General features: G+C 37.3%; 22 protein-coding genes. 15 read left to right on the top strand and 7 right to left on the bottom strand.

Translation table 11 applies throughout. The features are described from left to right. Positions 1–2: 2 nt before the first annotated feature. Entirely contained in the window at positions 3–1,931 is a 1,929-nt protein-coding gene (locus L647_RS0104050) for a RecQ family ATP-dependent DNA helicase (protein WP_024610055.1), read from the top strand. A 45-nt stretch (positions 1,932–1,976) separates the two neighbouring features. Then, positions 1,977–2,285: a YkgJ family cysteine cluster protein gene (locus L647_RS0104045; protein WP_033024250.1), complete on the top strand. Its 309-nt coding sequence runs from the start codon at positions 1,977–1,979 to the stop codon at positions 2,283–2,285. 104 nt (positions 2,286–2,389) lie between these two features. On the opposite strand, the gene L647_RS0104040 is transcribed toward L647_RS0104045, so the two are convergent. The 4 genes from L647_RS0104040 to L647_RS0104020 all read right to left on the bottom strand — a co-directional run bounded on the left by L647_RS0104040 (position 2,390) and on the right by L647_RS0104020 (position 6,597). Beyond that, positions 2,390–4,009, bottom strand: a complete 1,620-nt coding sequence (locus L647_RS0104040) for a methyl-accepting chemotaxis protein (RefSeq protein WP_024610053.1) — start codon at positions 4,007–4,009, stop codon at positions 2,390–2,392. A 218-nt stretch (positions 4,010–4,227) separates the two neighbouring features. Next, positions 4,228–4,845: a glutathione S-transferase gene (locus L647_RS0104035; RefSeq protein ID WP_024610052.1), complete on the bottom strand. Its 618-nt coding sequence runs from the start codon at positions 4,843–4,845 to the stop codon at positions 4,228–4,230. 50 nt (positions 4,846–4,895) lie between these two features. Next, the gene (locus tag L647_RS0104030; RefSeq protein WP_024610051.1) at positions 4,896–5,924 is read right to left on the bottom strand and encodes an NADP-dependent oxidoreductase; all 1,029 of its coding nucleotides are present in this window, start codon (positions 5,922–5,924) and stop codon (positions 4,896–4,898) included. Positions 5,925–6,108: 184 nt separating this feature from the next. Beyond that, positions 6,109–6,597: a GNAT family protein gene (locus tag L647_RS0104020; RefSeq protein ID WP_024610050.1), complete on the bottom strand. Its 489-nt coding sequence runs from the start codon at positions 6,595–6,597 to the stop codon at positions 6,109–6,111. Between the two features lie 207 nt (positions 6,598–6,804). On the opposite strand from L647_RS0104020, the gene L647_RS0104015 reads away from it, so the two are divergent. Continuing rightward, positions 6,805–8,010 carry an anhydro-N-acetylmuramic acid kinase gene (locus L647_RS0104015; protein WP_024610049.1) on the top strand — a complete coding sequence of 402 codons (1,206 nt, stop codon included), beginning with the start codon at positions 6,805–6,807 and terminating at the stop codon, positions 8,008–8,010. Between the two features lie 30 nt (positions 8,011–8,040). On the opposite strand, the gene L647_RS0104010 is transcribed toward L647_RS0104015, so the two are convergent. After that, positions 8,041–8,526 (bottom strand): hypothetical protein, encoded by a 486-nt coding sequence (locus L647_RS0104010; RefSeq protein ID WP_024610048.1) that lies wholly within the window; start codon positions 8,524–8,526, stop codon positions 8,041–8,043. A gap of 482 nt (positions 8,527–9,008) precedes the next feature. Between L647_RS0104010 and L647_RS0104005 the strand changes: the two genes are divergently transcribed. The 3 genes from L647_RS0104005 to L647_RS0103995 all read left to right on the top strand — a co-directional run bounded on the left by L647_RS0104005 (position 9,009) and on the right by L647_RS0103995 (position 10,837). After that, entirely contained in the window at positions 9,009–9,242 is a 234-nt protein-coding gene (locus tag L647_RS0104005) for a hypothetical protein (RefSeq protein WP_024610047.1), read from the top strand. 20 nt (positions 9,243–9,262) lie between these two features. Next, entirely contained in the window at positions 9,263–10,189 is a 927-nt protein-coding gene (locus L647_RS0104000; RefSeq protein WP_024610046.1) for a hypothetical protein, read from the top strand. A 153-nt stretch (positions 10,190–10,342) separates the two neighbouring features. Next, positions 10,343–10,837: a hypothetical protein gene (locus L647_RS0103995; protein ID WP_024610045.1), complete on the top strand. Its 495-nt coding sequence runs from the start codon at positions 10,343–10,345 to the stop codon at positions 10,835–10,837. Positions 10,838–11,353: 516 nt separating this feature from the next. On the opposite strand, the gene L647_RS0103990 is transcribed toward L647_RS0103995, so the two are convergent. After that, positions 11,354–11,569 carry a hypothetical protein gene (locus tag L647_RS0103990; RefSeq protein WP_024610044.1) on the bottom strand — a complete coding sequence of 72 codons (216 nt, stop codon included), beginning with the start codon at positions 11,567–11,569 and terminating at the stop codon, positions 11,354–11,356. A 373-nt stretch (positions 11,570–11,942) separates the two neighbouring features. Between L647_RS0103990 and L647_RS0103985 the strand changes: the two genes are divergently transcribed. From L647_RS0103985 to L647_RS0103945, 8 genes are all read left to right on the top strand, one after another. Next, positions 11,943–12,407: a hypothetical protein gene (locus L647_RS0103985; RefSeq protein ID WP_024610043.1), complete on the top strand. Its 465-nt coding sequence runs from the start codon at positions 11,943–11,945 to the stop codon at positions 12,405–12,407. 359 nt (positions 12,408–12,766) lie between these two features. Beyond that, positions 12,767–13,456: a hypothetical protein gene (locus tag L647_RS0103975; protein ID WP_024610042.1), complete on the top strand. Its 690-nt coding sequence runs from the start codon at positions 12,767–12,769 to the stop codon at positions 13,454–13,456. 275 nt (positions 13,457–13,731) lie between these two features. Beyond that, entirely contained in the window at positions 13,732–15,366 is a 1,635-nt protein-coding gene (locus L647_RS1000000124925; RefSeq protein ID WP_024610041.1) for a hypothetical protein, read from the top strand. 203 nt (positions 15,367–15,569) lie between these two features. Further along, on the top strand, positions 15,570–17,534 hold the full coding sequence (locus L647_RS0103965) for a hypothetical protein (protein WP_024610040.1): 1,965 nt from the start codon (positions 15,570–15,572) through the stop codon (positions 17,532–17,534). A 98-nt stretch (positions 17,535–17,632) separates the two neighbouring features. Beyond that, positions 17,633–18,091 carry a thioredoxin family protein gene (locus tag L647_RS0103960; RefSeq protein ID WP_024610039.1) on the top strand — a complete coding sequence of 153 codons (459 nt, stop codon included), beginning with the start codon at positions 17,633–17,635 and terminating at the stop codon, positions 18,089–18,091. Positions 18,092–18,354: 263 nt separating this feature from the next. Then, on the top strand, positions 18,355–18,894 hold the full coding sequence (locus L647_RS0103955; protein ID WP_024610038.1) for a hypothetical protein: 540 nt from the start codon (positions 18,355–18,357) through the stop codon (positions 18,892–18,894). Between the two features lie 172 nt (positions 18,895–19,066). Then, a complete protein-coding gene (locus tag L647_RS0103950; RefSeq protein ID WP_024610037.1) occupies positions 19,067–19,693 on the top strand; it encodes a suppressor of fused domain protein in 627 nt (208 codons plus the stop codon). A gap of 601 nt (positions 19,694–20,294) precedes the next feature. Beyond that, entirely contained in the window at positions 20,295–20,708 is a 414-nt protein-coding gene (locus L647_RS0103945) for a hypothetical protein (RefSeq protein WP_024610036.1), read from the top strand. A gap of 99 nt (positions 20,709–20,807) precedes the next feature. Here the strand turns inward: L647_RS0103945 and L647_RS0103940 are convergent, their stop codons facing one another. Next, a complete protein-coding gene (locus L647_RS0103940; protein ID WP_024610035.1) occupies positions 20,808–21,686 on the bottom strand; it encodes a LysR substrate-binding domain-containing protein in 879 nt (292 codons plus the stop codon). 121 nt (positions 21,687–21,807) lie between these two features. Between L647_RS0103940 and L647_RS0103935 the strand changes: the two genes are divergently transcribed. Continuing rightward, positions 21,808–22,294, top strand: a 487-nt coding sequence (locus L647_RS0103935) for a putative sulfate exporter family transporter (RefSeq protein ID WP_024610034.1), incomplete at its 3' end; no start/stop codon positions are given.

The raw sequence follows: 22,294 nt of genomic DNA, 5'->3' as shown, positions 1-22,294 counted from the left end.
TTATGACCGCGCCACTAATTCAATCACTTGAGCAGCACTTTGGTTTTAGCCAATTTAGAACAGGGCAACAACAAACCATAGAGCAGCTTTTAAATGGTCAATCGTCGCTGGCTATATTTCCGACCGGCTCGGGTAAATCGTTGTGCTATCAATTAACTGCGTTGCATTTACCAAATTTAACGTTAGTGGTTTCGCCTTTACTTGCGTTGATGAAAGATCAAATTAGCTTTTTAAATAGCAAAGGTATTTATGCAGCTAGCCTTGATTCGAGCCAAGATCAAATGCAAAGCAGCACTGTAATGAATGATGTGCGAAATGGTAAAATTAAAGTATTAATGGTGTCGGTTGAGCGCTTTAAAAACGAGCGTTTTAGAGAGTTTATAAGCCAAGTGGCGCTTTCGATGTTAGTTGTAGACGAAGCGCACTGTATATCTGAGTGGGGTCATAACTTTAGACCCGACTACCTTAAACTGCCGCGTTACCGCGAAGAGCTTAATATTCCTTTAGTGTTGTTACTTACGGCAACGGCGACTAAAAAAGTAAAACGCGATATGGCAGAGCGATTTGCTATTGCGCCTGAGTGCATTGTGCAAACGGGCTTTTACCGCGCTAATTTAGATTTAAGCGTGCTGAGCGTTAAAACCGCCGATAAAAACACCGAGCTTGCCAACATTGTACGCGCGCAAAACGGGCCAGGTATTGTGTATGTAACCCTACAGCAAAGCGCCGAGCAAGTAGCTAACGTACTAAGTGCGCAAGGTTTGCATGCCGTTGCTTATCATGCAGGGCTTGAAGATACGCTACGTTGGCAAATTCAAGATGACTTTATGGGCGGTAAAATTAATGTAGTGGTGGCAACCATTGCCTTTGGGATGGGCGTTGATAAATCGGATATTCGCTTTGTTATACATTACGACTTACCTAAATCGATAGAAAACTACAGCCAAGAAATTGGCCGAGCAGGGCGCGATGGCAATCCATCAAACTGTTACACGCTTGCTAATCTGGATGGCCTAAATACGGTAGAAAACTTTGTATATGGCGACACCCCTGAGCTTAGCGGTATTGAATATGTAATTAACGATATTCGCCAAAGCCACCAGCAATGGGAAATGCAAGAATACAGTCTTTCAAGCGAAAGTAATATTAGGCAACTAGCACTTAAAACCTTACTAGTACAACTAGAAATACAAGGCGCAATAACGCCGCAATATGCTTACTACGCCGATTTTAAATATAAATTTTTGGTTGATAAAAACGAGCTACTTGGCCATTTTGATGAGCAACGCCAAGCGTTTTTAACACAAATATTTAGCCATACCGATTTTAAAAAAATATGGGGCACGCTAAATTTTGACTCCCTGACGCAAGCCGCGCAGGTTGATCGAAAACGTGTAGTGGCTGCTCTTGATTACCTAGCTGAAAAAAACTTAATAACGCTTGAAACCAAACGTATTACCCAAGTATACAAAGTGCATGGAGAGGTTATAAATAACCCTGAACTTGCCCAGCAACTTCATGATTACTTTACCGATAAAGAACAAGCCGAAATTAAGCGTATTGCTGCATTAATAAGATTTTTTGAGCTACAAAGTTGCTTAAGCTATAACTTAGCGCGCTATTTTGACGATCAAAATGCACCTGAGCAATGTGGGCATTGTAGTGTATGTAGAGGTCATGCCGTTAAGCTTGAATACTCTATAGAGCCTACATATATTGACGAGCAACTTATTTATCAAAAGGTTGGCGAGTTTTTAGCGCATATGGCAGGCAAGGGTAATCATAATGTGGGTATTGAAACCCAATGCCGCTTTTTAGCGGGGATGAGTGTGCCATTATTTGCGCGTAATAAAGTGCGCCAGCTGAGTGGCTTTGCACTGTGCGAGCAGATGCGTTACAGCGATATTAAAGCAAAACTACTAGCGCGTTAAACTAGTTACTGTATCCTAGTGGCTTATTCAATAAAGTAAGTCACTATGCCTCATATTGTTATTCCCGTTGAAAATATTTCTACCACCCCAGAGCCTGTTACGTGTGCTAACTGCCAAGCTTGTTGCTGCCAATTAGAAGTACGTATAGTGACCGATACTGGCGTGCCATTTCATTATATTGAATACGATAAATGGGGCAGCGAAGTAATGAAACGCGCTGACGACGGTTGGTGTCAAGCACTCGATCGCAACACGCTTATGTGCTCTATTTACGAAAACCGTCCATTAGTATGTCGCGAGTTTGAAATGGCGTCGGGTGAGTGTATTACCGAGCGTGATTTAGCGGGTATATAGTTATACCATTTAGGTTAGTTAACTAAATTATACTTACATACAACTTATACCTACAAAAAAGGGGCTTAAAGCCCCTTTGTTAATTACTGTAAAACGCTAAACAGTTACACTTTAAAGTAACTAATATACTTTTTAAGCGTACTTGATAGCTCTGCTAATGCAACGGCTTCTTGCGCGTTACTATTTAACGACAAGCTGGTTTCTTTCGACATACTGGCTATTTCTTCAACGCCACTGCTAATTTGCGACACTGTTGCTACTTGGTTTGATGTTGCCTCAACAATTTCAAGCACATTACTTAATGAGTCGTTTGCTTGTTGCTGTATTTGATTTAGTAGCTGATTGGCTTCATTGGTTAGCGTTAGACCGTTTTCTACCTGCGGTACTGTGGTTTCCATTGCTGTAACCGACGCTTGGGTGTTTTCTTGTACTTGCAAAATCATCTTTTCAATATCGCCTGTTGCATCACCCGTACGCTGGGCTAGTTGCCTTACCTCGTCAGCAACTACTGCAAAACCTCGACCTGTTTCGCCTGCTCTTGCCGCTTCTATTGCAGCATTTAGTGCAAGCAAGTTTGTTTGATCTGAAATACTGCGGATCACACCTAAAATATCGCCAATTTTTGTGACATGTTCTTGCAATACATTTACTTGAGAAACCGTTGCTTTTACAGCCATTGAAATCTGTTCAATTTCGGCTGCCACCTTTTGAACAGCTTCGCTGCCTTGCTGAGATAACTGCGCGGTTACTTTTGAGTTATCTTCTGTTTGCCTTACACCATCTGCTACCGAGTGAATACTACGACTCATTTCTTCTAGGCTACTTACCGCAGCGTTTGTATAAGTCACTTGTGTATCTGCTGCAGCAAGTGCTTGTTGAGAGCCCGAGGCAACACTTGCAGAAGATGTTGATAGCTTATCAGACGAATCAATAATACTGTTTACAATGTCTTTTAGCTTAGTTTGCATTACTTCTACCGACGCCATCATGCTGTTAGGGCAACACGAGTGAACCTCGCCTCTTAAATCACCCTGTGCAATAAACGCAATTGCTTTAGCTGCTTCTTGTGGTTCTCCGCCTACAGAGTTTCTAATTAATTGGCTTATAACATAAGCAACGCTTGCGCCTATTAAGATGGCGAGCGCCGTTAACGAGATCATCCAAACTTTAAATGGGCTGGCTATATCGCGTGTTTCTTGTGTTGTTGTTTGATTAGCTTGTTCTTGTAAGTTTATAAAGAGGTTTATTGTATTAAGCCATTGTGTAAATGCAGGACGAGCTTCGGTTAATAAAATATTGGTGGCTTGATTTAAATTCCCCGCTTTTTTTGCATTTATTACGTTTTGTATTAAAGGTTGAGTACGTTGCTCTATTTGATTTATTTTATTAATAAGAGAACGCTCTTCGCTCGACATGTCGGTGGTTAACTCGACCATAGAGCGACTCGATGTTTGATAAAAAGCGTCGAGCTCTTTTATATTATTGTAAACCTGGTTTAAGTCACTTTGCTCTGTCATTAGTACAACATCGCGAACTGCAATTGCTCTGTCGTGTACGCTACCTCTAAAGTTAATAGCATAACGCTGCTTTACTGAATTAACGTCGGTCATATATGTAATATTAGCGTTAATAAGGCTAACGCGTGAAACTCCGATAATGGTTAAAATAAGCATCATCGATAAGATCACACCAAAACCAGTAGCTAAGCGCATATTTATTGTCATGGTTTGTTCCAAATGTAGGAAGTACTAGCTTTTAAGCTCTACCAGTACAATTAAAAAATTTATAATAATTAATACATTATGCATCATGACTACTAGTTTTAGCACAACAATAAGTTTTTTTGTCAAATATATGTATATAAATTTATGAGGAAGTTATAAAAACAAAAAAAGAGGCCAAAGGCCTCTTAAGTTTATTTATGTTATTTTACTTCAAATGGTTAGTCGTATTTAGCTTCTAACTCATTAGCTGTATGAAATTTTTCGTGGCTTTGTAGTTGCTCATCGTATTTAACCAGGTTTTTAAAGTGTGCTAATTGACCTGAGTTTTTAACAACTTCAACAATAAACGACATCATAAAATCAGCACCCGTTAGGGTATCGCCCACTAAATAACGCTTACCTTCAAGGCGGTCGTTAAAGTAGCTAATTACTTTAGCTGTTTCAGCATCTGCGTAACCTTCTAAAAACTGTGTTTTAGCGCCGTCTTTTAGTACAAACATTTTAAGTAAAAGCGGTAAAATTGCTGAGCTTTCTGCAAAGTGTAGCCATTGCTGGTAATCAACGTATTCAGCTGTATTTACTTTTGGAGCAAACTTACCGTTACCATATTTAGTAATAAGGTAGTCGGTAATAGCGCCTGATTCAGCAATAATTAAACCGCCGTCTTCAATTACTGGCGACTTACCAAGTTGATGAATATGCTTTAGTTCGTCAGGGGCTAAAAATGTATCTTTATTACGCTGATAAGCAATAATTTCGTAATCAACATTTAGCTCTTCTAAAAGCCAAATTATACGTTTAGAACGGGATTTATTTAAATGGTGTAGTTTGATCATGTCAGTCCTAGTTAACTTATAAGGGCTAAGCCCTTATAAGCTGTTTAAAATTAAAGTGGGTTATTAATTTTAACCACAGTTTTACCAAAGTTTTTACCGCAGATCATATCGTTGAACGCGCCTACTGTATTTTCAATGCCTTCTACCATGTGTTCACGGTATTGAATTTTTCCATCTTGTAGCCATTTTTGCATGTCTTGTGCGAACTCGTCGTAACGGTCGCCGTAGTCATCAAAAATAATAAAGCCTTGCATTTTAATACGCTTGGTAAGCAACTGACCCATTAGCATGCCTAAACGGTCAGGACCTTCTGGTAAGCTAGTTGCGTTATATTGCGATACTAAACCACACAGAGGTACGCGCGCTGCGGTATTTAGTAGTGGTAGTACGGCGTCAAATACTTTACCGCCCACATTTTCATAATAAACATCAATGCCTTTGTCGCAGGCTTTTTCTAATTGCTTTGCAAAGTCATCAGCTCGGTGATCAATACAGGCATCAAACCCTAGTTTTTCAACTGCGTGTGCACATTTTTCGCTGCCACCAGCAACACCCACTACTTTACAGCCTTTAATTTTAGCTATTTGACCAACCGTTGCGCCCACTGGGCCTGTTGCTGCTGCAACAACTACGGTTTCACCTTTTTTAGGCTGACCAATATCAAGTAAACCCATGTAAGCAGTAAAGCCAGGCATACCCATAATGCCCAATGCGTACGAAGGGTTTGCAGGTTCTTTACCTAATTGCATTAAGCCTTCGCCGTTACTAACGGCGTAGTCTTGCCAACCTGTGTATGCAAGTACCCATTCGCCTTTACTAAATTTATCGTTTTTAGATTCTTCTACTTGGCACACAGTTGCACCAACCATTACATCGCCTAAGTTAACTGGGTCAGCGTACGACTTAGCATCGCTCATGCGACCACGCATATACGGGTCTAGTGATAGGTAAATAGTACGAAGTAAAACTTCATCGTCTTTTAATGCAGGAAGCTCTACTGTTTTTAATTTAAAGTTTTCATCTGTTGGAGCGCCATTAGGGCGTGATTCAAGAGTAAGTTGGCGACTAGTCGTAGACATAAAAAGATCTCCTATTAATATAAATAAACTACTTACCGAATGTTTACGCTTTAAAAATCGTGTTCAGCTAAACAATAATGCGCGGCTAAGCAGTATGAATATGTACAATGCGTACCTTAATACAGGAGTTTTGGGCGGGTGGTTGATAATTCAACCTTTAAAACGAGTATTTATTCTAATCGCTTTATTTTAGCTTGCTAAAAATGTGGCTACTATAAAACTGACCATTTTTATAAATAGCCTGCTTAAGCACCGCCTCTTGCTTAAAGCCACTTTTAGTAAGTACTTTCATTGAAGCAACATTATCTGAAAATACCGCACCAAAAATACGATTTAAATGAGAGTTTATAAATGCTTCGTTACATATAAGGTCAATAGCGTGAGTAATAATACCTTGCCCCCAATAGGCTTTATTTAGCCAGTAACCAATTTCGGCACTGCGGTTATATTCAAACTCACCAGGGGTAACGCCAATACACCCAGCAAACTGCCCGTTTACCTCGATGACTTTAGCTAAACCATTTTTTGAGCCTTGGTTTATCCACCAGTTTGCATCGGCTTGCGTATACGGAAACGGAATTTTTGACGATAAATAACGAGTTACGTGTTCATCGTTTAAAGTGCTAATAATAAAAGGTGCGTCTTGGGCTTTAAACTCTCTGAGTACTACCATGTTTTTAAGTTAATTATTGTAATGTGAGCAATAACTTAGCAATCATTTAATTACTAAACAATTAAAAAGGCAAATGTAAGCATATAAACTTATTATTTAAACTTAGTACTCAGGCTAAGCACTTAAATAAATATAGTACCGCTATAACTTTGTTTTAAAGTCATCTAAGATAGCCTCACTATTTTAGGTCGAATCATGCGAGTAATCATGCACCCACACATAGCTGCCCTTTATAACAGCGCCCAAAAACCAAGCCGATTAATTATTGGTTTAATGAGTGGTACCTCCTTAGACGGGCTCGATGTAGCACTGTGCAAAGTAACGGGCGCAGGCTTAAATACACAAATAGATGTATTAAAGTTTAAAACAATTGAATACAACGACGACTATAAAACTAAAATAAAACAAGTTTTTGCAAAGCGTGAATGCGATTTAGAACTTGTCACTTTATTGCACCCCTGGGTGGGTAAACACCATGGCACCGTGGTTAATCAGTGCCTAATTGAATGGAATATAAACGCAGCGAATATTGATGTAATAGCCAGCCACGGGCAAACAATTTATCACTGCCCGCAATCGCAGCATAATCATAAAGACTTTAGAAACGGTACCTTACAAATTGGTGACAGCGACCAAATAGCGGTCACTACAGGTATTACTACCATTGGTGATTTTAGGCAAAAGCACATAGCCGCAGAAGGCGAGGGTGCACCACTTGCTGTGTATGGCGATTATTTGTATTTTTCGAGCGAGGTCGAAAGTCGTATTTTGCTAAATATGGGTGGTATAGCCAATTTAACATTTTTACCAAAAAGTGGTGATGTGAGCGCTGTATTTAGCTCCGACATTGGTCCTGGTAATACGATAATGGATGCTTACGTACAACGTTACTTTAGCGGTATGCACTACGATAGCGATGCAGCCCTCGCAAAAGCGGGAACGTATAATAAATTGTTGTTAGAAGCGCTATGCAATAACGAGTTTTTTAAACTCGATATGCCTAAAACAACAGGTCCTGAGGTATTTAATTTAGCGTATTTAGAAGCCGCTCAAACCTGTTCAAATACACATAATTTAAAGCATGAAGACGTAATTGCAACGCTCAATGTGTTTACTGCCTATGTTATTAGCCAAGCAATAAACGAATGCGTTAAAAATGCACCCAACTGCGTGGTATATGCAAGTGGCGGCGGAATACACAATCCATTACTAATGGAGCAATTGTTAGCACTATGCCCAGATGTAAAAGCATTTAAAAACACCCAAGCCCTAGGCGTAGACCCTGATGCAAAAGAAGCCGTGCTTTTTGCCATTTTAGCAAACGAATGCCTAGCAGGAGAGCAACTTCATTTAAATAATAAAGCACAAGGTATTGCTGGCGTTACTATGGGTAAAGTAAGTTTTGCTGATTAATAATTTAATAGTTATTAAGTGCAGGCAGCACTAAAATAAAGATAAAAACATTGCACCCATACTTGCAAAGTATTTGCGTACGCCTTGTGGTTTAGCGCGCTCTACATTTATATGTGGCGCGCAGTAACCTTGTTCAAATGCTTTTATGTGCATATCAAATTGCAGGCTATTTTTTAAAGTCGCATGTTTACCGTGCAGCATCATTTGCATTACAAAACACTGGCTTTGTGTAATGTGGTTTAAAGTTAGGTTGACCAAACCACATTCAAGATCCGCATTAGTGAGTGTTTCTTCAGTAAAATACTGCGCCCCTCTCGCATTTGGATGTGTTGCGCTAAGCGAAATTATATCACCCTCATGTGCCGCATCAGGTAATACACATTGCAATGTAATAGTGTGCGCAGCATCGGATTGTAGCGATAGCTTTTCATATTCCATGGCGTGGCTCATAGCCGCAGACATAGGATCTTCGAATGATTGCAGTGCAAATGTTAATTGCACTAAAGGTGTAGTCATTTTGCTTAGTCTTCTTGAATTTATTAACTCATCGGATAGAAATTATCCACCATCAAGATTACAGAATTATGACTATTGCAGTAAAGCGTATGATTATTGAGTGGTTTGATCAAAAAGTTGTTTTTTCTCATTCAATTTGGGAATCGTTTCTCACACATCTGGAATAGAGAGCGAGATGTGAAAAGCTACTCGCAAAAAACTTAAACTACCCAGTAAAAAATTAAAACCGCATCATACGGTCATTACCATGCGTGTAGTTTTGGTTTAATAGCGATAATGGTTAATTTAATGGCTTATTTAATGGGTTAAATGAAAGTAACGCACTAGGAAAGGTAAGCTTTTAACCTAAAAGTAAATTTAATAGCACAGTTTAGCTTGTACAATTAGAGAGGCTATCGAGTTTCATTTATATTGAAAAACACTATGCTAAATCGCTTGATCAAAAAGACGAGTATGCCACTGTAAATGAGTGGCTAGATTATATGGAAAGCGAAACAACCAAATCGATCAGTATGGAAACCATAGAAAGGGCGCCTGGCGTTTACGAAGCGAGGATCCCAAAAGAGGAAGCCGCGCTAGTCGCCAAGGCTATTCGAATAGAGGCTGAAAACTACTTTGATGTAGCTGGGGTTAATAAAGATGCAAACATGTCTAATTTAGTTGGTGGTGGTGATGTATATAAACACGAAATTGATGATACAAATGAAGAATTCTAACAATAAAGGTTGTTTTATTTATGCTAGATAATTATGAAATAGTACATGTAATAGACCTTAATTATTCCAAATTAGGTGAGCATAGGCTTATAACATATTACAATGAGTCAGATGCATTAAATGCTGTCGGGGGGGTTACTTTAACATTAGATGGTAAAACTAAAACTTGTTTAGGCGTAAACTTTCAACTCAACGCTATGTGGTCATCAAAAAACGGTCATTTATGGGTTGTTGACGATCAAGGTGACGTATTTACTAATGCCAATATTAATTTTGAACAGCCGCCTTTTGAACGATTAAAATTTATTTCAGGTGATTTTGATATTGATTGGAATGTTACTGAAGTATTTAAAGGTCAGTTAAATGCAATTTGGGGAACAACCAATGACGATGTGTGGGTTACCTCCTTTGCAGGCCCTGCATTTCATTGGGATGGAACATTATGGGTAGAACATTCACTCCCCAAAGCGCCCAACGCAATAGATGGCTCAGCCAGCGATGATGTTTATGTTGTTGGTTATGAGGGAAATATACATCATTTCAATGGGAATGAATGGGTGAAAATAACCTTACCTTCAGGTATTCCGCAGCAAGATGCATTTACCGATGTAAAAGTGCTTTCCCAAGACAAAGTTTTTATTACAGGTCGAAGTGGCTGTTTATTAGTGGGTAATGCTAAAGAAGGTTTTTCCGATATAGGCTCAGGTAAATATTCATGGTATGGAATTGGAGCAATAGAAGAGCGAATTTTTCTTGCTGGTGGAGAGCAAGGTATATTCGAATTAATTGATGGGCAATTTGTGTGTCTTAAAGATAAAGGGCAGCCTGTAGGTGTGTTTGAAACGCCTAACGCCATTAATTTTATTCCAGCAGAGCAACAACCAAACCCATGGTTTGTAAGGTATGAACCGGGAGTTAGCAGAGAATGGACGAAGGTAAATACTTAGGTGGTTAGCAAACCTAATCCCATATTAATTCAATTTTTTAAAGTATATTTTACAAAGTTGGTTCAGGGAGGTAATTGCAGGATCTCATTTTTTTAATTGAATTTGGCTGTTGGAGTTATTCTACAGCCTCGTTAAGTATCCAAAGAATTAACTATGAAGCATAGTAAAAAATCTACACTTGAATATCTTAAAGAAAATCACTTCCCATTGGTTTATATTAATATGTACGAAGGTAAGGAAATACCGAAGAATTTTGATATTTCATTCGGAATACCCGAGGAGCTGTATTTATGCTCAGAGTCGCAACAAAAAAGCCTATTGCCAGAAGGGTATCAACCTCTATGGGATGATGGTAATTTTGATGCGATATTTTGCCGACCACCTGAAAGTGAAATGATTGTAAAGGTTTATGTAGAGGGTGGTGAAAAGACCTACTCAAGCTATCTACATTTTGTTGCCCATATGTTCGTTTTATTTTGGGAGCTAGAATGGGATGACCTGTTTGTTGAGTATGCTAAGGTATTGGATTTTGACTATCTAGATTCTATGTTAGTTTTTCTAGAGAAATATCATAAGGACCTTCCCACTGAAGAGCTAGAAAACAGGATGGATGCTTTAATTTCTGACTTGGTGGCAAGCAATGCTTAGCAATAGCATAAAATTTAAAAGCCCGCTCACGGCACTCAGCCGTATCTCGGCTTTGAGCTAATAGCTGTTGTTATTATTGTGATGTACTAAGTCAATATTTAGCCCTTTGAATGTTCAAAGCTAATTGTTGGTGCAATGCTTTCAAGTTATAAAATCACTTTGTAGTACAAAGCGATTTAAACTTTAGTCATTCATACCTGCAGCGAAATAAATGGTGAACGAATCGTAATATAATGGAAGATTGTCACCTAGCACCATGTAATCAAAGTCCACTTCGGAGTGAATGTTTTTAGCAAAAACCTTACTTGCCAAATCAACATAAACGGGCTTATTTGAAGTTGCTGCGTTTTTATTTATAGCTGATTCAATAAGCGCACTATTTATTTTATTTATTTCAAACTGTTTTTAAATTAATGGGGTCGTTTTCAGTAGTTCTACTATTCGACTGATTTTATTATTTTCAGCGCCTTCGGTTGATAAAAGCGTAATGGTTAAATTATAAATCAAGCAGTTTTTTTACTCAATTATTGCAAGGCTATTGTCTTTATAGGTAACAACCTGCCTCAAATAAGCCTCATAACTACCACTCCCTTTGTTGCTATTAACATTAACAACGTCAGATAATGGTTTAATTGATTCACTTAAGTCTACGGTATCAATTGTGCTTTCGTTTACTTGAGCTGAAATGCAAAATAATACAGTACTTAAACTACACGCTATTTTTTTGAACATAATTAATCAGCCTTATATTATGGTTGCTACAATCGCTTTTTTATTCGGGGCTATTTTAATATGCCAACAGTTATTTGATTTATTTGTTTCATCAATATAGTGATTTATATAACCTGTTTAACTAAATAGTGAAGCTTACTTTTGAAAGGCACTGAATTTATGTTTTTTATATTCTGTCTGGCAGAAATAGAGAGAGGAAGCTAGAAGGTGACAAATCCGTTTATTTAATTGGTCTTGTGTAACTAACACTGCTAAAAGTTGCTTTCTATTACATGACCTTGAGGTACCAAGCAGATAGTACCTTAGTTTAAAGCGATTATGTAAAACTACGTGTTATATAAATACTAAAATGTTATGAGTTGCAGGATAAATTATGGATATATCTCACTTTAAAAACTCAAAAACACACATTTGGTTTTGTGATGTTTTGGGGTATGAAATTATGGTTAAACTAGAGGTAGAAAAAAATGAAACCGTGGAAAGTTACTCTGATTTAATAAGATGTATAAATAAATGGGATGTTAAATTATTAGATAAATTGGACCCCATCATCTTTGATTATTACGAAGACACCCTTTTAATGTGTGGTGAAACTGAACCACAAATTGAATCACCAAAAGATATATGGTCACACCTCAAAATCAGTTCGTTAAAAATCTTTACTCATGGTTCGGCATTTTATGTTATGGCTGATGGTTTTTGTGATTGGGAAGTTGAGCACGGGTTAGAAATTGATTTTAATGAGTTTTTTGACATTTTATATGTAGGTTCATTTATAGGTAATGGTTTTTATGAAGATCCTAAAAATCCTAGCTACGGTAATTATGTGTGTGGGTGACTCATTTATAATAAATATTCAAACTGCAATTATGCAGTTTTTTTATGCCTTAAATTTAATATTTACGGTAATGATTGTTTGTTTTTATGGTGAAATAATAATGCGCAATTAACTACTAGTTAATCTGTATGTAAAAAGTAAAATTTTATAGCCCATTTTTATAGAGCCGTAAGATTGAGTGCCTAGTTTGCTTTATGGGTACGTTATGAACCCATCTAGTTTTACGGTATTATGAAAATGCATAGTTAGTCATTTATTAAGTGACTACTTACTACTGTATAAAATAGAAGTACAAATGTATTTTTAACTGAAAGTACGTGATTTACGTACTATTAATTTTTATTAATCAAAGGAATGTCATGAGAAATGTTTATTCTCCGGGCCAAATCATAGCTGCCACTTTTATAGGTGGTCCTTTAGCCGCCGCCTATTTTTTAAAGAAGTCATTTGAATCAATTAATAAAAATGATTTAGCAAAAAAAACGTTTTATGGATACTTAATACTTAGCGCAATTATCATCGTAATTTCACCTTTTCTACCAGATGAAACGCCTAATATGTTAATTCCAATCGCTTACTTAATCCCTGTGATTATGATACTTAAAGAACACTATCTTACTAAAACACAGATTTCAGAATCAGAAGAGTATACGTTTGAATCAAACTGGAAGGTATTTGGAATATCTTTAGCGGCGATTGTGTTTTACATGGTTATATTTATTGGAGTTTTGTTTGTTATAGAGCCTGAAGAGGATGTTGCTCAATATTTTGTAGAAGACGTTAACAGCATGAACTTTGAGCTTAATCCTTACTATTATTCAAGCCTTGAAGCAAAAAAGGGTTTAAATGATTTGGATGTAATTTTAACTATTACTTTGACTAGCGCAGCGGTTGATGAGCTTAAAGGTGCTGACGAACATGAATTTAGAATAATGGCAATGGACTTTATAGCAGATGATTATTTGCTTTATCTTACTGAAAGTAATGTGCATGTAACTGTTGATTTTCAAACTTTAGCGCACGAAAACGTTAAAAAAATCAGACTATGACTTTTAAATTTAGATATTAATTATTAACAGTTGCTGCTGTGGTTAATTAAATTTGACCACAGTTTTAAACGTAATGTATTTAATTTTTTGACTCATCGGGCGTTAAACTAGCCTGTTAATGGTAGTTTAGTGTTGCTCTAATATTTACGTTATACCACTTTTAATTTTTCCCCCGTTTTTATGGGACATTTAATATAACAACTCATTTTTGATAAGCTGTAATCTTAAAAGCTGCAATTAAATACAATAGCTTTAAGTAAGGACGACTAAATAATATGTTAACTATGCGCTCTCATATACAAAAAAATATTGATTCAATTCGTGACGCTAATTTTGGTGCTATTCAAAAGGGCGTGCTTAATAAAAAACATAAAGCGACAGTAAAAAATATTCAAGCACAATGGAAAAAATTAATCCAAGATCAGCAAGCTATTATTAAAAGGCAATATGATCGAGGGCTTATTAATTGGCCAGAATGTCGTAGTTTAATGGAGGCTGATTTTAGCGTTGAAGATGAAATATACAGCGCAATGGTAAATTGGCTTTCAACCATAGATTTATCAGACTCAGTTGAAGTAGAGTACCTTGCTACGTTTATTGAAATTGTGTGTAGCTCAGACTATTCGCCAAATGGTTTAGTCATATTAAAGTATCATCAAACAATATTAGCTAAAATAGAAGAGCTCATTGAGCATCAACGAGTTCATCAGCAAAATACAAAAATTAACTTGGTTGTTTCGGGTTTAATAACACTCTATTTTTATCATTCGGTGAACAGTTATGCTTCTGGGTTTGTTGAGCAGTATGAGCTCGATAAAGTTGATATTGCTTTATTACTTCCTGCCTTTTATCGAGTCTTTCCGAATGAACATAATAACTTGATAATGAGTATTTTTGAAGAGTATCACCCCAATATTATAAACGAGTTTACTCAACTATTGCAGTTGAGCATTGTTAGGCACGCTAAAAATAGCAGCTACGGCAGGATGCACTCAGAACTATTAAGTATGTTTGCAAAGCCTGCAGATGTGCTTTATAAAAATGCACCTCTGATCTTTAAAAATTTGATTAATAGCTTTGATTTTTCTGATATTGAGATAGATTATTTAATTGAGAATTTAATGCTAAGCCCGCTTGGGATTGAGGGTAAAAAAACACAACAAGCACGTATTCAAGAACACTTAAAAAAGCTTGAAATTAGAGGTGCAAAACAAAGTATAATTAATGATTATCAACAAAAATTAGATAATATAGATACCGTTAGCGAAGATAAATACAATAAAAACATTAAAACGGCTCTGCGTAGAATTACCGTTTCAGCCCCGACTCGAAAAAGCTTGGACATATTACTTAAAGCCACTACAGATGAAGCTAAAGTAACACATTTAAAATCGTTACTTTTAGAAGCTGATGTTTTAAAAAACACACCTAAATTGTTTAATATTAATAACAAACCCACCGTTTTATTTCGTGATTTTAATTTTAAGTTACTCGTTATTGAAGAGCTGATGTATCGACAAGAGATCCTCTTACCAAAGTTTGATTTAGATTTATTTGCCAAAGAGCATGTAAAACGCGAAATTGACCGAGAAGAAGATGGATATGAGTGTATTCCTGAAGTTAAAAAGTACTTTAAAAACGTAGAAATCCCGATGACTTTACTCGAAAAAGTAACGCAACTTTATCAAGATAGTGGTTTGGGTGGAGGGGCTGTATTTTTAGAGCACATGCATCCATTTTGGGATCCTGGTATGGGAGATGAAGTACCCAAAGTAACGAATAAGGCAATTGACGATTTAGCTTTATTACCTAATCTTACTAAAATAATTGGTTTAGAAAATAGCGAGCCGAGTAAAAAATTATTAAATGCCTTAGCTGAGCGAAATATTGAGTTGGAAGAGGAGGAATAATTTAGATTACGCCTTTAAATTTTTAGATTAAAAGCAGGCGATTATTTGAATCAAAGTATTAATTTGTTTCCTGTTTTTAATTTAATTAACAGCTATTAGCTTGAGCATAGCGATGTGAACATTATTAAAAATAAACCCTAGCTAAAGCTTTTAGCAAAATGACCGATAAATTACTTAATAGGGTTTAGCGATTAAGGATAATCATGGTCAACAGTACACTTGGCAATCACGCCAATTTAAGCACTTTACTTGCCCAATCAGTCAATAACGCTAACCAAACGTCTGTGATTCCTGTGCTGCACACCAGTAGCGACCTTCAAACAATTAATGACTTACAAACTAACGCACCAAAAATAACCGACGAGCTACTAAGCCAGCTAAATGACGAAACGATTTACGAGACAATAAGTAGCAATCAAAAAGTAGGGGATATTTTACAACAGCAACTTACCTCGCTATTTACTATTTCAAGCACGCCTAGCACGCTTAACTATAAACTCTCCGATGAAGAACTCGCCTTGCGCACCGTAATAAGCTCTCAGCATGAGGGATTATTAAAAAACGAAAACAGCACCCAATTAATTGAGCGATTAAATACGTCGGTTAAAGATATTCAGGGTGCTTATGCTAATACCAGCGATATTTTATCGAGTTTAGGGCAGCTTGGGCATGAGCAAAAAACGTTTTTAGCCTCAAGCCAGCAACGTGTAGAGCGCTCACTTAATCCTTATATGGAAAGCCTTAATCGCGCTAATTATGAAAACGACGATAACTACCTGTTTGAGCTCTCGGTAAAAACAAAAGAGGGTGATGTTATAAACATTACCTTTAACTCATCGCAAGGTTACGATGAAAACACGGGCGAAGCCGTTGATGGTTTTAGTTTAAGTTACGAAGTAAATGGCGATTTATCTGAGGCTGAACACAAGGCGCTTTCGCAGGTACTTAGTGGTGTTGGCGAAATGGCCGATGAGTTTTTTAAAGTAAGTGAAAATTCATTTAATCCTCTTATAGTGCCAAACCAAACAGACATGAGCTTAGACTTTTTAGCAGGCTTTAACAGTGAACAACTGGCAGGTTTTAATGTATCGTTTTCGACAACGCAAAATAATGAGTTTGATTCTGGCGATAACACGCTTGATTTAAGTTACTCCATTGATGAAGCATTGAACCAGCAAGCACTTGTGTTTAAAGCCGCAGGTGGGCAAAACGACATTGATTTTGCACTCGATATGTCAACCATTGGCGCTAAAGACACACAGCAAATGCAGCAATATTTAGCGTCGCTCGATCGAAGCTTAGAAGATAGCCGTGTAAACAGTACCGAGGACGATAAAGAGTCGGCATTTGGGCGAAAAGGCGACGAGGCAATGCAGCAAGGTTTTGCATTGTTTAAAGGTGCGTTTGCAAGTATGTCGTCGGCGGCTGAACGTTATAGCAATTTAGAGTCGCTTGCAGATCAGCACTTTAATGACGGGCGCGCCATGGTTGCCGATTTGGTTGATAACATGATCACAAACGATACCCGTTATCAAGGGCTAGGCAATAAAGCCCCAAATACATTGGGTGCGGGGATCTCTAAGCTCGCTGATTTTGATGCTACCTTTTCGTATGCGCTGGATAACGGCGACTATCAGCCTAAAAATATAATTGAGCTAAGCCAAGCGACTGATCAAACCCAATTAGGGGATCTTAGCGGTGTAACACAAAGTAAAAATGTAAGTAGCCACTTTGATTATCAATACAGTCGCCCTGATTATTACAACAAAGAAGAGAGTTATAACGTAGGGACTGCGGTTAAAAATAAAGAGCTTGTGGGGCTTGATCAGTCTCACGAGGTTGATGTTGATACAAAAATGTATGCCTTTAACCCGCAAACAAACCAATACGAGCTGCAAATGGCGATGCAAGAGCAAACCGTTAGTAAAAGCGACATTCGTTTAATTGACGATATTTGGCTCGAAGAAAACGAAAACAGCTACAACATGAATAAAAAAGAGCGTGTTGAGAGCGATGAAAAGCAAGACGAATTTAAACAAACAAGCAGCCACTCTCACAATAAGTTAGTTACCTTAATTGGTGATTTAGATAAGCTTGCAGAAAATAAAGACGTAAGACGCGAGTATTTAACTAACTTATCGCAAGTTAACTTTTTTATGGATAAATAAAATTAAGTATCGCTCTATTTAATCACTGCTAAATATTGGGTATAGTCGTTAAATGCCTAATTTAATACTTAATTAAATGCCTAATTAAAGAGTACCTTATGTTTAAACAATTAATTTTATTGTGTGCTTTAAGCATGCCGCTTGTAGGTTGTGCTGCTGATGCGCCGTTTTCGGGCGGAATTACAGCCGATGTACTGCTAAGCGACTACGACAAGTTTAGCGAAGAATACAAAGCATTTACGCCAACAGCACAAGATATTGCGTTAATGCAAAAGCTAGAAGGCAAAGAGCTAGTTGTACTATTTGGTACATGGTGCCACGACAGTGAGCGCGAAGTACCGCGTTTAGTTAAGCTGCTTGATGAATCTAAAGTGCAACTTGCCGATATTAAATTTGTTGCCGTAGGTTACAACAAACAAGACGATGCAGGTATTGCACAAGCTAATGACTTGCAATACACCCCTACGTTTATTGTTAAGCAAAATGGCAAAGAGTTAATTCGCGTAATTGAAAAGCCAACGGGTACATTGGCGCAAGACCTAACTCAGGGCTTATAAATTTACTTGCTCATACCTGACCTTAGCGTTTTAGCTAATTGATTTATTTCAACGGACGGGCAGTTATGAGCGATTAGCTATGTTTATAAAGCTTTAAATTTAGCTTTAAATTTAGCTTTAAATTTAGCTTTATAAACATAGCGTTATAAATATAGTTATTACGATTTTTCCGATAATATTATTAACCGCCTTTTTTTTAGGGGTAATAATCCTCTCAAGTAGTGTTCAACAAACTGTTGTTGCCTTAATCTGGAGTAATTTCCGTGTACCGAGTTGGTTTTGACCATATTAAATCCCCAACGGTCGATGTTGTAAAACACAACTATGGCGAATTTGTGCAAGTGTGGGACGCGCCTTTTAAAACACTCGGTAGGAGGCTACTTCTAACTTATATTCGATGCGAGGATAACGTTTCAAATATTTCCACTTATGAATACCCTAAAATTGGTGCTTTTTCAATTATCGTAAAAAGTAGTACGCAGATTAAAAAACAGTACAGAAATAGTAATCAAAAAAGTCGTGTAGAAATGACTCTTCAAAATGGGAATATTTTAATAAGTGATGAATTAGAAAACCTAGCAGTTGAGGCAGTATTTACCGTCGATTTTAATTTTGAAAAATTGTCGCCCAAAGGAAGAAAGCTTGGAGACCGCGCTGTAATGAAACTACAAGCTGAAAACGAAAGGTATTTTGTTTCCACTTACCAAAAGGTAGGTGATGAGCCAAGATTGGCAATGGTAAAAGAGTATTTAGGCAAAAATGTTGTTAATACGGTTTTATATGATTTTGCAACAGACAACTAATAAGAGAGAGCCAAAAGGGTCACAGCTTGGCTTAAATTATTTTTGAAAGGTTCAGGCTAAAACTCTCAAGCTGCTTAAACGGACTGCTAACAGTTGGCTGCGCTTCGTTCCTTGCACATTATAGCTAACTATTATCAGCTCCTAAGAAGGGCGTTACAACCAAATGAATAGCATGAGCCTACTGGAAGATTCGTGGAAACAGCGAGAAGAACAAATATATCCTGAATTATTTGGCGAAACAAGCAAAGGCATTTATCAGCTAGACGCCTCTCTATTCAAAAATCAATTTGGTATTGATGACATTGATCCACGGTGGTTACACTATGGTGTTTTTAAATGCGCACCTACGAGTGACCGTGATACTTGGGTTTATGTTACTTCAGGTATGTCTAATACTTGGGAATCGGATAAACCAGAAAAATACTCAGGTTTTGGCACTGAGTTTATCCTTGAAACAGATAGTGAAAGTGATTGGGCAATAAATACTTTACGCAGTTTAGTGGCTTTTAATATTTTGGTATCAGTTGGCCATTATGGTGACAAGCCACTAGTGGACTACGGTGACCGTATTCCAATGTCAATTAAACCAAATATTGCAAGCTTAATGGTCGTAAAGCCAAGTCAATTCCCTGAATCATTCGACTTAATATCTGGCAAAGTCGATATCTTACAAATTACAGGTATTACGGCTCAAGAATTAGAGTATGCAAAAGAAAATGGCTCGGAGGTTATAGCAAATAAGCTATTTGAATTTCAGGGTTCTTTTATTATAAAGCCTGATAGGTTGGGTGTAGCTTAGTTATAGCAACACGCCCTTAAGTGAACGACTGGTAAAATTTAGCTATTAATTGCAAACTTTAGAAGTGATGAGCCTCTGCGTTTTAATGCGGCTAATTATGTCGATTCATCGTAGGGAATATTACCATGGGCAATGGCAACTGTATTGCCTTGCTCATAATATAGAAAGCTGCAAACACGATGCATTCAGGAGAGTAAGCCCTTTTAACCTTACATAGCGCACTCAAACACCTGTAGTACTTTTCAAAAGCTAATTAACCTGCACTCTGGGTAATAAATCTATCTCAAGCAGCTATTTCCGGCGCTAACTGCGTTGAATTTACTTGCAATAGACCAGTTATTGACGCGTAAATTCGCCTTGTTTTCACTGAAAATCTCTGGCTAGAGAAAATAAATTTAAATATCACTATGATTCAATATGTTAGTAAATCTCTTAACCAGAGTTCAGGTTAATTAAAATAACGCCAAACACTTTTTATATTCTACGTAAAAATACAGTAATCGATTGAACCAAAATAGGAACTTAGCTATGGTTTGTTTATCAATAAAAGCAAATAAAAAACGAGTTAATCTACAGCCTCGTTAGATGCTAGAGAAATATCATGCATATAATCAATACATTCTTATTTGGGCAAGACGGTGAGTATTCTCAAGCTGCAATTTTTGATCTTATAAAAAGTCATTTCTCAGGAGATGAATCGGCTGAATTTTCGGAAGAAGAACAACCTTTCGGGTTAAGTCCGAAGTTAAGAATAGAGTTCAGTGATTATTGGATCCTTATAAGTGTTATACAAGATGAATCAATAAAAGAGAGCATTAATAACATTCAGGAAATCACTAAACAAGAACTCGAAACCACTCTTTCCCCTCAGTGTGAGGTACGCACATTTTTTGCGCCCGACGAGAATTCTGAGTTTGATCATATAGCAATAGATATGTATCAATTTTTGGAGGGTTTGCCTAATTCATTAGTGTACGATGATAATCATGAAAAAATTATTTCAAAATGCATCTAACAAATAGCCAAAAGAGCCAAATGCTTAATAAGGCTTCTACCGTTCGCTTATTTTGCATTGGCGACTCACAAATAGAGCTCAGATTTACTCATATAAACATTATTCACTAAACAGGCTTTTTTCGAATGCTTGTGCGGCATGTGAAGAGGGTCTGTCTTTATAGTGCAATTGGTATAATGGTCTTGATAACTCGACGTTATTTGGCTGTTTTAGCCGTGTTAATTTACCTAATTGCACTAAATCGTCTGTTACCACATTAGGTAGTAACGCAACGCCCATTCCTTGTGCTACTGCCCTTGCTATTGCCTCGTTACTTCCTAGTTGCATACTGTTTTTTGCTGCAATGCCATGTTGTTGTAATAACTTGAGCGACACCTTTAAAGTCCCAGAGCCTGGCTCTCGTAGTAACCAAAATTGATTGTTTAACCATGCTTTTAAGTTTGTAGCGGGTGTTAAATTACTCGGTATAACCACACTCATTAAATCGTGCATCCAGTGTTTGCTTACTATATTTGGTTCGGTTGGTGTGCCTTCAACCAGTGCTAAATCTATAGTGCATTCAAGTAAGGCATGTTCAATTTGCGCGGTATTAGCAACTTGCACTTCTACTTTTATATGTGGGTACTGCGCACAAAACTTAGCTAAATAAGGTGGTAACCAATAGCTGGCAATGGTTGTACTAGTACCTATAACGAGTGTGCCGCGCTTAAGCCCTGTACGCGATTTAATATCTTCAATGGCTGCTTTTTCAATGGCAAAAATACTGCGAGCATGTTCAAAAAGTGCTTGTCCGCCTTCACTTAAGGTGAGTTTTTTACCCTTAGATGCGCGCTCAATAAGTTGTATATTTAGCTGATACTCAAGTTCTTTTAAAGCTTTAGATACAGCCGGTTGGCTTATAAAAAGCGCCTCAGCTGCTGCTGAAAAACTACCTAATTTAGCAACCGTATGAAATACCCGTAGTGCATGCAAATTCATTGTGCCTCTCAAATTGCATAACCTTAAGTTATCAAATCATGATTTTAATGTATTGGAGTTATATTTTGCGCTTTCTTAAAATGAAGTCAATTAATTACGATGACTTTATTAAGGGATGATTATGCTTAGTGCAATTAAAGATATGCCACAGCCTTTTAGTATTAATACTAAGCAGTATACCAACTCGCGTTGGTGGCTAGGAATGCTATTGGTTATTGTTTTAGCGGGTGTTGCTGTTGCCCTGAGTAAGTTGCCGGTAATGCAAAGTGCCCAGTTTAGCTCCTTAACTATTGGTATTGTGCTTGGCATTATTGTAGGTAACAGTGTTTTTTCGCGCATTGCGACTCATACCGATGTGGGTGTTGATTACGCTAAAAGTATTTTACTCAAAGCGGGTATTATTTTATTTGGTTTTAGAATTACCTTTGCACAGGTAGCAGGCGTTGGTTGGAGTGGATTGCTAACCGACATTGTTATGCTCAGCGGTACGTTTATATTAGCAATGCAGCTTGGTAAACGTGTATTTAAACTTGATGAGAAAACAGTAATATTAATTGGTGCAGGTAGCTCTATTTGTGGCGCCGCAGCGGTAATGGCAACCGAGCCTG

The organism is Pseudoalteromonas sp. TB64 (genome assembly GCF_000498095.1).
Taxonomy (GTDB): Bacteria; Pseudomonadota; Gammaproteobacteria; order Enterobacterales; family Alteromonadaceae; genus Pseudoalteromonas.
The sequence above is the reverse complement of the archived record's forward strand: the minus strand, read 5'-3'. Positions and strand labels throughout refer to the sequence as shown.